At 65.8% G+C, this 12,472-nt stretch carries 9 protein-coding genes; 4 read left to right on the forward strand and 5 right to left on the reverse strand.

Annotation, left to right across the window (positions count from 1 at the left end; genetic code table 11):
• Positions 1-9: 9 nt before the first annotated feature.
• Positions 10-2,529, forward strand: a complete 2,520-nt coding sequence (locus HMI59_RS13075; protein ID WP_193591560.1) for a DNA topoisomerase (ATP-hydrolyzing) subunit A — start codon at positions 10-12, stop codon at positions 2,527-2,529.
• 59 nt (positions 2,530-2,588) lie between these two features.
• Here HMI59_RS13075 and HMI59_RS13080 read toward each other — a convergent pair whose 3' ends face one another.
• Complete coding sequence (locus tag HMI59_RS13080) at positions 2,589-2,972, reverse strand: VOC family protein (protein ID WP_021473116.1); 384 nt, start codon at positions 2,970-2,972, stop codon at positions 2,589-2,591.
• Positions 2,973-3,100: 128 nt separating this feature from the next.
• Between HMI59_RS13080 and HMI59_RS13085 the strand changes: the two genes are divergently transcribed.
• A complete protein-coding gene (locus HMI59_RS13085; RefSeq protein ID WP_166186164.1) occupies positions 3,101-3,619 on the forward strand; it encodes a DinB family protein in 519 nt (172 codons plus the stop codon).
• A 4-nt stretch (positions 3,620-3,623) separates the two neighbouring features.
• Here HMI59_RS13085 and HMI59_RS13090 read toward each other — a convergent pair whose 3' ends face one another.
• Genes HMI59_RS13090 through HMI59_RS13105 form a run of 4 tightly spaced genes read right to left on the reverse strand, consistent with a single transcriptional unit; the run spans position 3,624 to position 10,794 of the window.
• Positions 3,624-4,664, reverse strand: coding sequence for a GNAT family N-acetyltransferase (locus HMI59_RS13090; RefSeq protein WP_193591561.1), 1,041 nt, complete (start codon positions 4,662-4,664; stop codon positions 3,624-3,626).
• Between the two features lie 9 nt (positions 4,665-4,673).
• Entirely contained in the window at positions 4,674-8,090 is a 3,417-nt protein-coding gene (gene cydD / locus HMI59_RS13095) for a thiol reductant ABC exporter subunit CydD (RefSeq protein ID WP_193591562.1), read from the reverse strand.
• 7 nt (positions 8,091-8,097) lie between these two features.
• Positions 8,098-9,174 carry a cytochrome d ubiquinol oxidase subunit II gene (gene cydB / locus HMI59_RS13100; RefSeq protein WP_193591563.1) on the reverse strand — a complete coding sequence of 359 codons (1,077 nt, stop codon included), beginning with the start codon at positions 9,172-9,174 and terminating at the stop codon, positions 8,098-8,100.
• A 15-nt stretch (positions 9,175-9,189) separates the two neighbouring features.
• Complete coding sequence (locus HMI59_RS13105) at positions 9,190-10,794, reverse strand: cytochrome ubiquinol oxidase subunit I (RefSeq protein WP_193591564.1); 1,605 nt, start codon at positions 10,792-10,794, stop codon at positions 9,190-9,192.
• Between the two features lie 274 nt (positions 10,795-11,068).
• On the opposite strand from HMI59_RS13105, the gene HMI59_RS13110 reads away from it, so the two are divergent.
• Positions 11,069-11,449 (forward strand): BlaI/MecI/CopY family transcriptional regulator, encoded by a 381-nt coding sequence (locus tag HMI59_RS13110; protein WP_031216740.1) that lies wholly within the window; start codon positions 11,069-11,071, stop codon positions 11,447-11,449.
• Positions 11,450-11,460: 11 nt separating this feature from the next.
• Positions 11,461-12,459 (forward strand): M56 family metallopeptidase, encoded by a 999-nt coding sequence (locus HMI59_RS13115; protein WP_166186159.1) that lies wholly within the window; start codon positions 11,461-11,463, stop codon positions 12,457-12,459.
• Positions 12,460-12,472 lie beyond the last annotated feature (13 nt).

Consider the following 12,472-nt stretch of genomic DNA (forward strand, 5'->3'; position numbering starts at 1 on the left):
ACCTGCCCCATGGCCCGCAGCCAAACTTCCGCACGCAAAGGCGAGCCGCTCGGCGATTTCACCGAGACGATCGTCGACATTGACGTCACTTCCGAGATGGAGGGCTCCTTCCTGGAGTACGCCTACTCGGTCATCTACTCGCGGGCCCTTCCCGACGCCCGCGACGGACTCAAGCCCGTACAGCGGCGCATCCTCTACATGATGGCCGACATGGGCCTCCGCCCCGACCGCGGCCACGTCAAGAGCGCACGCGTGGTGGGCGAAGTCATGGGCAAGCTGCACCCGCACGGCGACGCAGCCATCTACGACGCCATGGTGCGCATGGCGCAGGACTTTTCGCTCCGGCTCCCCCTGATCGACGGCCACGGCAACTTTGGCTCGCTCGACGACGGCCCGGCGGCTCCCCGCTACACGGAAGCCCGGCTCGCGGCTGCAGCCCTGACCATGACCGACCACCTCGACGAGAACGTGGTGGATTTCGTTCCCAACTACGACAACCAACTGACGCAGCCGGAAGTTCTCCCGGCTGCCTTCCCCAACCTGCTGGTGAACGGCACCACGGGCATTGCGGTGGGCATGGCCACCAACATGGCCCCGCACAACCTGGTGGAAGTGATCGCGGCTGCCCGCCACCTGATTGCCAATCCCGATGCCACCCTCGACGACATCATGCGCTTCATTCCCGGCCCGGACCTTCCCACAGGCGGCCGCATTGTTGGCCTGGACGGCATCCGTGATGCGTACGCCACCGGCCGCGGTTCCTTCAAGACGCGGGCCAAGGTGGAAGTGGAGCAACTCACGGCCCGCCGCACGGGCCTGGTGGTAACGGAGCTCCCCTACATGGTGGGCCCGGAGAAGGTGATCGAGCGGATCAAGGATGCCGTCAATGCCAAGAAGCTGACCGGCATCAGTGATGTGGTGGACCTGACCGACCGTAACCACGGGCTCCGCCTGGTTATCGAGTTGAAGAACGGCTTCAACCCCAACGCCGTGCTGCAGCAGCTCTACCGCTACTCGCCGATGGAAGACTCGTTCGGGATCAACAACGTCACCCTCGTGGATGGACAGCCCCAGACGCTGGGGTTGGTGCAGCTCCTCCAGGTCTACGTGGACCATCGACTGGACGTCGTGCGGCGCCGGACCAGTTTCCGGCTCGGCAAGAAAAAGGACCGCCTCCACTTGGTGGAGGGCTTGCTCATTGCGATCGTGGACATCGACGAAGTCATCCAGGTCATCCGTTCTTCGGACGAAGCCGCGGCCGCGCGGGACCGTTTGATGTCCATTTACGACCTCACGGAAATCCAGGCCAACTACATCCTTGAACTGCGCCTGCGGCAGCTGACCAAGTACTCACGGATCGAGCTCGAAAAGGAACAGGAGGAGCTGCGCCGGGAGATCGAGGCCTTGGAAGCCATTCTTGGTTCAGACCAGCTCCTGCGTGAGCTCGTCTCGGGTGAGCTCGCCGACGTTGCCGAGAAGTACGGGACACCCCGCAGGACTGTACTCCTGGAGTCCGAGGCGGTCTCCCCCACGGTCGCGGCGTCGATGGCTGCGCCCGGCCCCAAGGGCAAGGCAGCAGCCCTGCCCCTGGAGATACCGGATGATCCCTGCTGGGCGCTGTTGAGTGTCTCCGGGCAGATCGCCCGGACCTCCAACCAGGAACCCCTGGCCGAGGCCGGTCCGCGCACCAAGCACGATGTGTTCCGCTCAGTGGTCAAGACCACCGCCCGCGGTGAAATCGGTGCCGTCACATCCCTTGGCCGCATGCTGCGCCTCCAGGTGCTGGACATGCCCGTCCTGCCGCCTGTCAGCGGGCTGCCCAACCTCGCCGGGGGCGTACCGGCCAAGGAATTCATTACACTGCTCAAGGGCGAGACGCTCGTGGCCTTCGTCCCGCTGGATGCGGTCCTGGCCATCGGCACGGTGCAAGGCGTGGTCAAGCGCGTCCAGCCCGATTACCCCTTGAACCGGGAAGACTGGGACATCATTTCCCTCAAGGACAAAGATGCCGTCCTCGCCGTCGAGCCCGCGCCGGAGGACGACACCGACCTCGTCTTCATCACCAAGCAGGCCCAGCTCCTGCGCTTCAGTGCCGCCAACGTCCGGCCGCAGGGCAGGACTGCCGGTGGCATGGCCGGCATCAAGCTTGCCGCCGGCGACGAGGTCATCCACTTCGGCGCCGTCCGCGCCGGCGATCCTGCCGCCGTCGTGGTGACCATTGCCGGCACCAACGGCGCCCTGCCGGGAACCGCGCCGGGGACCGCCAAGGTGACGGCTTTTGAGGAATACCCGGTGAAGGGCCGGGCCACTGGTGGCGTCCGCGCACACCGGTTCCTCAAGGGCGAGGACACCCTGCTGCTTGCGTGGGCCGGGCATGGTCCGGCGAAGGCTTCCTCGGCGGCAGGCGTAGCCAGGGCCTTGCCGGTGGAGCACGGACGCCGGGACGGTTCGGGAGTCCCGCTGTCCCAGCCGGTGGAAGCAATCGGGCCGAGCATGGCCGGGGCTGAATCAGGGGACGCCGCCCACTAGGGCCCAAAGGATGCATGACTGTGGGGCCGGCACATCACCGGCCCCACAGTCATTTCCGGCTAGCCGGTTTGGTTGATGCTAAGGATGTTCCCCTCGCTGTCCAGGAACCAGGCCGCGGCGCTGCCGTCGGGCATGGTGGCTATGCCGTTTTCCGTTTTCAGCCCCGGGAAATCGTAGTCTTCGAAGACCACTCCTTTATCACGCAACTCGGCCACTGTGGCCGCCACGTCGCTGACCATCCAGCCTATTTGCGTGTTCTTGGCCGTTCCGGCGTTCGGTGTTTGATAAACAAGGAAGCCGGTTCCGCCGCCGCACGTGTACTGAAGGTTGTCCTCCGCCTCCGGGTTGTCGGGGTCAAGACCGAGTTTCTCGCTGTAGAACGCGCGGGCCCGGTTCAGATCCTGTGCCGGGAGAACGGCAGCAACTTGTTGATCCTTGAGCATGGTTTTCTCTTTCCGGCTCTCCCCCCGGAACGAACTCTACTCCTGCGGCCACACGAAGCAATCGGCATTGGGCTTGAAATTTTCCGCACTGAAACACCCGGGGCGGGGAAGCCGCATAGACTGTCCGCATGCCGATCATTCCGGATGAGAAAGACTGGACCTGGGTAACGTCAAAGCCCTGCCCCGAGTGCGGCTTCGATCCCTCCACGGTCACCCCTGCCACCGTCCCGGGGAGCGTCCTGAACATGCTCCCCCGTTGGCGTGCCGTCCTCCGGCGAGGCGACGCCATGGTCCGTCCCGACGATCACACCTGGTCCGCGGTGGAATACGCCTGCCACGTGCGGGACGTTTTCAGCCTCTTCAGCCATCGCCTTGACCTCATGCTCACCCAGGACGGCGCGGCGTTCGACAATTGGGACCAGGACCAAGCGGCCCTCGACGGCGACTACGCCTCAGCCGACCCCGCGCAGGTTTCGGATGAACTCGTTTCGGAGGGGGAACAGGCGGCGGAGGCATTCGCCCGGGTCACCCAGGACGAATGGCAACGAACCGGAACCCGGAGCAACGGTTCGGAATTCACGGTCCTGACGTTCTCCCAATACTTCCTGCACGACGTCGTCCATCACCTTCACGACGTGGACGGCTAGGCACCTACAACTGCTTTTCCCACGTCATGCTGCGGTTCACCGGGGCATAGCCCATCCCTGCGTATAAGGCGAGCGCGCCCGTCGGATTGGCGGAGTCGACGTCAAGGGAGGCTACGTCCATGCCTGCCCCGGTGAAGCGGCGCATGGCTTCAGCCAGCAAGGCCTGGGCCAGGCCCTTGCCGCGGTAGGCACGCCGCACGCCCAGGAGTTCCGTGTACCCCTCCTTGAAGCCACGGTCCTTTGCGGCGTCGGGGTCGTAACTGGCCAACTGGTAGGCTGCCACCTCGCCCGTGGCGACGTCCAGGATCACTCCGCTCCAGTCATGCCGTGCCGTGGGCTCGTGCATGGTGAAATGCCACGATTCCTTGTCCCGTGGCTCACTTCCCCAGTGGTCCTGGAATGCCTCATTGTGGGCCATGCGGACGGACTCAAAGAGGGCCGGTTCCAGTACCTTGAACTCGAAGCCCGGGGGCACGGGGACGTCGGGCAGAGGCTGCGACAACGGTCTGTGCATCTCGTTGAACCAGCGGACGGTGCCGTATCCCAAGCTCTCCAGCAGCCGCGCCTGATGGCTGTGCTGTTCCTCAGTCCGGATCCGCAGCCGGGGGCGGCCAGTGGCGTGCCCGGCAGCTTTGTCCCGGTCAAAGCGCTTCCGGGTTTGTGCCTCCTGCCAGGCGATCACGGCCGTACCGATTCCGCGGCGCTGCCACTCCGGGTCGACGCAGCCCATGCCGGCTGCCTTGTCACCTTCCGGGTTTTTGGTGATGCGGCCATATGCCCTTGCCACCCCGTCGCTGTCGAGGCCGATCAAGGTATGGGTCTTGGCCTCGTTGGTGGTGGACTCCAGGATGTGGACCAGGTCGCCGGGCTTTTCGAACCAGGAGGGATGCTCGACGGCGGCCGTCCGGGCGATGAGCGCGGCCCACGTCTCCAGATGCGCGGCGGAAGCAGGCTCCCAGCGCAGCCCGGTCGCGGCGGGGTCCGGAAAGGCGTCGGCGGCAAGCTGTTGGTTGGGGACGGTCTGGGGCAGGGTCTCCTCGGGCATGGAAACAGGCTACTGACGAGTCGGGTGTCCCACCAGTTCCGCCGCGCTTTCGCTGAGGGTCTGCCGGTCCGGCAGGTCAAGGCGGGCGTCGGCCGGATCGATGTCGGCCGGGTTATGGGTCACCAGTACCACGGTGATGTCCTTCAATCCCCGGCGCAGGGCAGTCATCATGGTTTCCGCGGATCCGGCGTCCAGGTGGGCCGTCGGCTCATCGAGCAGGAGGATCCTGGCACCGGTCAGGAGTGTCCGGGCCATGGCGAGCCGCTGCCGTTCGCCGCCGCTGAGGAACACGCCACCTGGCCCGATCCGCGTATCGAGTTTCCCGGGAAGGGTCTCCACGAGCGCATCCAGGCCAACATCCGCCAGCGCCTTGTACATCTCCGCTTCGCCGGGTTTGTTGGCGGCGGGCCTGCCGAGCATGAGGTTGCCGCGGATGGTGGAGTCGAAGAGATGTGCCTCTTGGGGGCACCATGCGACGGTCCCGGCCAGCCGGACAGTGCCTTCCGTGACAGGGAGGAAGCCGAGGAGCACGGACAGGAGCGTGGATTTGCCCGAGCCCGACGGTCCGGTGACCGCAAGCCACCGTCCGGGCCTGGCCTCGGCCGAGACGTTGGAGAACACCGTGGGCCCGTCGGGCCAGCGGGCGGCAATGCCGTCCAACCGGAGTCCGGCGTGGGGAAGCAGTGCCGGCGCGACCGCACTGCCGTCGTCGTGCGCTTCCCCTGCTGCTGTGCGCGGTTCAGTACCGGCCTCCGGCTCCTTGTCGAGTGCGCCGGCGGCGCTGACCCGTTGAAGGACGGCTGCAAGTGCCGGGGCCTGCCGGACAGCCGTCACCACCCCGGCGTAGGGCTCAACAAGTGCCAACTGCATCAGGACGATCACTGCCACAAGTTCGGGCGGGACTGTTGTTCCGGCGGCAAGGGTGCCGGTCCACAGCGCGGCAAGGGAGCATCCGAGGACGGTGACCGCCTGCCCCAGCCCCTCGGCCCAGGCGGATCGCTGCGCTGCTGTGGTGGCGGCCCGGTCCTTGTCGCGGAGAACCTTGAGCAGCGGTCCGGCTACCCGGTTGGCCGTCAGGTCGGCACGGGCGTCAAGGGCGGCGGCCACGCCACCAAGTACCTGCGACCGCAGCCTCTGCTCGGCTTTTGCGGCGTTCCTGTCAGCCAGAAGGGACAGGGCCGGGGCTGCCAACAGACCGCAGAGCACGGCGAGGATGGTGGCCGGCAGCGCCCCCGGCAGCACTATGGAGGTTGCAATGACGGCGGCCGCGCCGACTCCGATTGCGGTCAGTGGCGGGAGGACCACGCGGGGCAGGAGGTCCCGCAGCGTGTCGACGTCGTCGACGATGGCGCCCAGGACGTTGCCTCCCTGCAGCAGGCGGCGGAGGGCAAGTGCCCGGCGGGACAGCGTTCCCCAGAGAGAACCCCGCAGCGTCGTCATGGCTGCGAAGATTGCGTCGTGGGTCAGCAAACGTTCGCAATAGCGAAGGACGGCCCTGCCGATGCCGAAGAACCGCACTCCCACAATGGCGCCCAACAGGTAGAGGATGGGTGGCTGTTGGCTGGCCCTGATGATCAGCCAGCCGGAGAGGCCGGAGAGGGCCACTGCGAAGAGCGCGGCGAGGACTCCTACCGCGGCCGCGCCGGTGAACTTCCAGCCGACCGGCTTCAGGACGGCTGCGAGCGCTGTGGTTGCGGCGAAGCGTCCGGAACCACCCGCGCCGAGAGCCGGGCGGGCGGGGGCGTCGTCGATGGCTGGGCGCGGAAACTCTGCCGGGGCAACAGGCAGGCCACCGGCGGGTGCCGTGGCGCCGATGTTCTCCGTCCCACGCTGACCGCCGGTTTGCCCGGACGGCCCCAGATGCACGGTAGTGTCAGCAAGTGCCTTGGTTGCGGCGTCGTGGGCAACAAGGATCACAGTCGCTAACCCGCGCAAGGACTCTATGGTGGTGCGCACTACCGAAGCGGTCAGGGGGTCCAGGTGGGCCGTTGGCTCGTCCAGCAGCAGGATGGAAGCGCCGGACCGGAGCCGGGCCAGTCCACGCGCCAGCGCGACGCGCCGCAACTCACCGGGGCTGAGTTCGGCGGGATGCTTGGCCGCCAGATGGCCGGCGGCCACCGCTTCGAGGATCCGGGCGACGGCGTCGTCGTCGCCCGCGCCCAGGTACAGTTCGATTTCCTCCTGCACGGAATCGCAGGCGATCACCGGATGCTGTGGGACCAGGGCGACGTCGTCGGGACCTGCGCCGGCCACTGTGCCCTCCACGCTGGCTGTGGCCCCATCCCCCACCAGTCCCGCGAGCACGCCCAGCACGGTGCTCTTTCCAGCACCGCTGGGACCGTCCAGGGCGGTCACCATCCGTGCAGGGGCCGTAAAGGACAGGGGCCCGACGGCGGCAACGTTCCGTCCCGCGAAACGGACGGAGAGGTCGCTGACCACAACCTCGCCGGGTGCCGCGCTGTGGGCGGGGGCATCGGGTATTCGTGTGGACCGGGGCGCGGACAGGACTTCGGTGGTCGTTTGCAACGCCTCACGGCCGTCGTCGCTGGCGTGGTGCGCTGTTCCCAGTTCCCGGAGGGGCAGGTAGCAGTCGGGGGCCAGGATCAGGGCAAGGAGACCTGCTTCGAGGGCCATGTCCCCGCCCACCAGGCGTACGCCGATGAAGACGGCTACCACGGCAACGGAAATGGTTGCGATGAGTTCAAGGGCGAGCGCGGAGAGGAACGCCGTCCGCAGCGTCACCATGGTCCGGTTGCGGTACTGTTCGGAAATTTCTTCCAGTGCTGCGCGTTGCTCGCTTGCCCGGCCCAGGCCAACCAGGACCGGCAGTCCCTTGGCGAGTTCGAGGATGTGCCCGGACAATCTGCGGAGGGTGCTTTGGGCGTCCTTGACATGGTCCTCGGTATGCCGGCCGATGAGGACCATGAACAGCGGAACCAGGGGGACGGTCAGGACGATGACCACTGCGCTGACCCAGTCCGCGAAGAGGATCCTGGTGCCCACCAGCAGGGGTATGGCCGCGCAGTTCACCAAGGCGGGCAGGTACTGCGTGTAGTAGTTGTCCAAGGCGTCCAGTCCCCTGGTCGCCAGGATGGCCAGGCCGCCGTCGTTGAGGCTGCCCGAGGTGGACCCGCCGTCGGATAGTGCCCGATCGATCAGCTGCGCCCGCAGTTCCTCTTTGACTCCCAGGGCCGCCCGGCGCGAGGCGATACCTTGGCCCCAGACGGCGAGCGACCGGAGCACCGCACCCGCCGCCCCCAGTGCCAGGCCACTCCTCCAGTCGGCACCGTCGCCGGCGAGCCCGGCCAGCATCCCGGCCACGGCCTGGGCCATAAGGACCAGCGCGAGGGCTTTAAGGGCAGCAAGCAGTCCAATGCCATACAGGGCTGACCGGGTTGCCTGGCCGGAGGGAAAAGCGGGTTTCATTGGCTTCCTACGCCCCGCTCCGCGGGGACTCGGGTCCCTTGTCTCCGGCAAGCACCTTTGAGGCGATGGCCGGAAGGAAACCGTGGGCTTCAGGGATGTGGGCGGCACTGACCCTGCGGCGGAAGACCCAATAGGTCCACGCCTGGTAGGCGATCACCAGCGGAAGGCCGAAGGCCGCAACGATGCTCATCAGGCCCAGGGTGTAGTCCGAGGACGAGGCGTTGGAAATGGTCAGATCGAAAGCGGGGTCGATCGTGGACGGGATGACCACCGGGAAGGCTGCCCAGAAGATCGACGCCGTGGCGCAGAGGACGAACGCACCTGTTGCCCCGAACGCCATGCCCTCCGAGCCGGCTTTCGCCGCACGCCACGCGATTCCGACGGCGACCGCAGCCGCTGCGACGAGGACCCACGTCCACGGCTTCCCGCTGAGGAACTGCACAGCCACCATCCAGCCCAGCATGGGCAGGACCGCTAACGGAAGCAACCGCACAAACCAGCTGCGGGCACGGTGCCGCACATCGCCGTCGGTCTTCAACGCCAGGAACGCCAGGGCGTGGACGAGCGCAAAGGCGACTACCCCGAATCCGCCCAGCAGGGCGTGCCAGCTGAACCAGGACAGCGGCCCGCCGCTCCTGTCGCCGTTGGCATCGATCGGCAGGCCGGTGGTGGTCAACGCCAGGGCGGCGCCGATGCCGAAGGCTGCAACGAAGGATCCTATGGCTATTGCCCAGTCCCAGTTATTGCGCCACTTCTCCGTGTCCACCTTCCCGCGGTATTCGAAGGCCACGGCGCGGAAGATCAACGCCACCAGCACCAGGAGGAGCGGTACATAGAGCGTGGAGAACAGCGAGGCGTACCAGAGGGGGAAAGCTGCGAACGTAGCGCCCGCCGCCGTGAGCAGCCAGACCTCGTTCCCGTCCCAGACCGGCCCGATCGTGTTGAGCAGGACGCGGCGATCGGTGTTGTTGCGGGCGAAGAGCTTCATGAGCATGCCGACGCCAAGGTCGAATCCCTCAAGGAAGAGGTATCCGGTCCACAGGACCGCGATGGCCACGAACCAGATGGTGGGCAACAGTTCCATGTCAGGTCTCCCGTTCTAGTAGGCGAATGCCAGGACGTCGTCGGACGTGTCCGGGCCGGAGCCACCGTCGCCCTTGCCGGAGTCCGGATCGTTGTCCTTTGTCTTTGCCGCGTGCGTGAGCTCCGGCATGGCGGAGGCGACGCCGCCCCGGACGTACTTCACGAGCAGCTTGACCTCGACCACCAGCAGGACGGCGTAGATGGCAGTCAGGACCACCAGGGACGTCATCAGTTCGCCGGCTGTGACACCGGGCGAGACAGCCGCTGCGGTGAACATGAACACTTGGTCGATCCCGTTCATGTCCGGGTTGGGCGCCACGACGAAGGGTTGGCGTCCCATCTCGGTGAAAATCCATCCGGCCGCGTTCGCCCCGAAGGGTGCCAAAATCCCGAAGACCGCCAGGCGCATGAGCCACCTGGATTCGGGCACCACGCCCTTACGGGTCACCCACAGGGCCAGGAGGGCAGCCAGTGCGGCAATACCACCAAAGCCGATCATCATGCGGAAGCCCCAGTAGGTCACTTCCATGACCGGTACGTACTGGATTTCCTGGCCGGCCCGCTCGCCGTAAAGGGGGTTGTCCGGGAGGTGCGTTCCGTACTTCTCCTTGTACTCGCCAAGGAGGCTGTTGACGCCTTTGACTTCGGTGGTGAAATCGCCCTTGGCCAGGAAGGACAGGATGCCCGGAACTTCAATGACGGCAACAATGTCATCGCAGTTGCTGGCACCAAGGTTGCCAACGCTCAGCACCGAAAAACCGGTTCCGTCGTGGCAGGCAGCCTCCGCGGCCGCCATCTTCATGGGCTGCTGCTCAAACATCAGTTTTCCCTGCAGGTCACCGGTGATCGCGGTACCCGCGAAGGACACCATGGCCACCACGGCGCCGATGCGGAGCGAACGCATCCATACCGTGTAGTCGGTCTTGTCGCGGCCGGCGATGGCGGCCTCTCCGGGAACTATGGTGCCGTCCGCGCGGACGACGTCGATGCCGTCATGGCGGCGGCGCCAGAGGTGGTACCAGGCAATGCCCAGCAGGAACGCGCCGGCTACGCCGAGTGCGCCAAAGAGCGTGTGCGGGACCGCTACCAGCGCGGTGTTGTTGGTGAAGACGGCCCACGCGTCGGTCATGACGGGACGCCCGTCCACCATTTCCACGCCCACCGGGTGCTGCATCCACGAGTTGGCCACAATGATGAAGTAGGCCGAGAACACTGAACCGATCACCGCGATCCACAAGCAGGCCAGGTGTACGCCACGCTTGAGCTGCTTCCATCCGAAGATCCACAGGCCCAGGAAGGTGGATTCGACGAAGAAGGCAAGCAGGGCCTCGAGGGCCAACGGTGCGCCGAATACGTCTCCGACGAACCTGCTGTACTCGCTCCACGCCATGCCGAACTGGAATTCCTGAACAATTCCGGTGGCCACGCCCATGATGAAGTTGATCAGGAACAGCTTGCCCCAGAACTTGGTCATCCGGAGGTACTCCGGCTTGCCCGTCCGGTACCAGAGTGTCTGAATGATGGCCACCACCAGGCCGAGCCCGATGGTGAGGGGCACCATCATGAAGTGATAGACGGTGGTGATTCCGAATTGCCAGCGTGCAATTTCCAAAGCTTCCATGGCTGTCCTTCGTACGGCGGCCCTTCCGGGGCCTGCATAGTTCTACGTCTCGTAGAAAACTAACTTCTACAAAGTGTAGAACAACTGGGGGCGCCCCAGTCCAATTCTTCAAGTGGCGTTACACACCCGCAAGGGGCCGCGCCGGCACGGTGGCACGCCGATAGTTCTACTTCGCGTAGAATGAAAGACTGAAAAGCGGTAAATTTATCGTGGAATGTTGGATCATCGCTCCCCGTCGAAAGATGAGCGGGGCGCGGAAGGTAGGGACGTACACATGGCGAGTCTTGGGGAACTGGAACGGGCAGTAATGGACCTGCTCTGGGCGGGCCAAGAGGCGGCTACCGCGAACACACTGCGTGATTTGCTCGCCAAGGACTCCGAAGCCGGCGACGGTTCGGCAGGCCACCAGGGCAAGGACCTGGCGGTCACCACCGTGCTGACCGTTCTCTCCCGCCTGGAAAAGAAGGGCCTCGTGGAGCGCGAACGCGGTACCCGCCCGCACCGCTACCAGGCCGTGTCCAGCCGTGCTGACCACACCGCGGAGCTGATGCACGAGGTTCTCGGTTCGGCACCGGACCGCGAAGCCGTCCTCGCCCGCTTCATCGGTTCCGTCTCGGAAAGCGAAGCTGCTGCCCTGCGCAAGATGCTCGGCTAAACTTAGCCACTATGTTCTGGACCTCATACTTCCTGGCGGTCCTGGCATTGATACTGGCGTGGCCCGTGCCCGTCCTGCTGTCGCGGGCGCACTGGCCGGCACGCTCGCCTTTCACGGCCATGGTGCTGTGGCAGGCCATCGCCCTCGCAGGTGGCCTGTCCATGATCGGCGCAATGCTGGTCTACGGCCTGGAACCCATCGGCAACAACCTCCTCGCCGGGCTCAGAAGCCTTGCCGGGATGGTCCTGAACGACGAGCCCACCACTGCGCTGGGATTTTGGCACCTGTTCGCTTTGTCCGCAGCTGCGCTGCTTACCGCCCATTTGGTCTTCACCCTGTTGCTGACCTATTACAAGATCGAACGGCAGCGCCGGCGCCACCGGGAACTCCTGGCGCTGCTTGCCTCACCGTCGTCCGACGGGTCAGCCACCATGGTCATCAACCACGACTCCCCCGTCGCGTACTGCCTTCCCGGCGGCGCCCGCTCGGTCACGGTCCTCTCCGACGGGCTGATGGCGGCCTTGGAACCGGACGAACTCCGGGCCGTGGTCATTCACGAGAAGGCCCATCTTTCCCAGCGCCATGACCTGTTGCTATGGGCGTTCGCCGCCTGGCGCCAGGCGCTTCCATGGTTCCCCACCACCAAGCTCGCCCAAACAGCAGTGAACTCCCTGATCGAGATGCTCGCCGACGACGTCGCCCTCAGGACCGAAAGCAAAAGCACCCTCATCAAGGCCATCGCCATCGTCTCCAGCGGCTCAACCGCTCCGGCTCCAGGGTCCGCCCTCAATGCCTCCGCACTCCAACCCGGAAGTGCCATACTCGAGGGCGGCCGGGTCAGTGCCACCGGTGGAGCGGACTCGCCACGCACGACGGCGTCACGCGTCAGCCGCCTCCTCTCACCGGAGCCTCCCCTCAGCAAAGCACTGCGAAGCCTCGTCCTGGTGGCGTCCGCGCTTCTCCTGGCCGTCCCGACAGCGCTGCTGATCGTCCCCGGACTACTCGGCTAGCTCCGCCGACCCG

This window comes from Paenarthrobacter sp. YJN-5 (assembly GCF_015040095.1).
Lineage (GTDB): Bacteria > Actinomycetota > Actinomycetes > Actinomycetales > Micrococcaceae > Arthrobacter > Arthrobacter ureafaciens.

Bases quoted from the DNA above. Each gene is read 5' to 3' on its own strand.
- HMI59_RS13075 (WP_193591560.1), top strand. From the start codon at position 10: ATGGCCCGCAGCCAAACTTCCGCACGCAAAGGCGAGCCGCTCGGCGAT.
- HMI59_RS13080 (WP_021473116.1), bottom strand. From the start codon at position 2,972: ATGCTCAAGGATCAACAAGTTGCTGCCGTTCTCCCGGCACAGGATCTG.
- HMI59_RS13085 (WP_166186164.1), top strand. From the start codon at position 3,101: ATGCCGATCATTCCGGATGAGAAAGACTGGACCTGGGTAACGTCAAAG.
- HMI59_RS13090 (WP_193591561.1), bottom strand. From the start codon at position 4,664: ATGCCCGAGGAGACCCTGCCCCAGACCGTCCCCAACCAACAGCTTGCC.
- cydD (WP_193591562.1), bottom strand. From the start codon at position 8,090: ATGAAACCCGCTTTTCCCTCCGGCCAGGCAACCCGGTCAGCCCTGTAT.
- cydB (WP_193591563.1), bottom strand. From the start codon at position 9,174: ATGGAACTGTTGCCCACCATCTGGTTCGTGGCCATCGCGGTCCTGTGG.
- HMI59_RS13105 (WP_193591564.1), bottom strand. From the start codon at position 10,794: ATGGAAGCTTTGGAAATTGCACGCTGGCAATTCGGAATCACCACCGTC.
- HMI59_RS13110 (WP_031216740.1), top strand. From the start codon at position 11,069: ATGGCGAGTCTTGGGGAACTGGAACGGGCAGTAATGGACCTGCTCTGG.
- HMI59_RS13115 (WP_166186159.1), top strand. From the start codon at position 11,461: ATGTTCTGGACCTCATACTTCCTGGCGGTCCTGGCATTGATACTGGCG.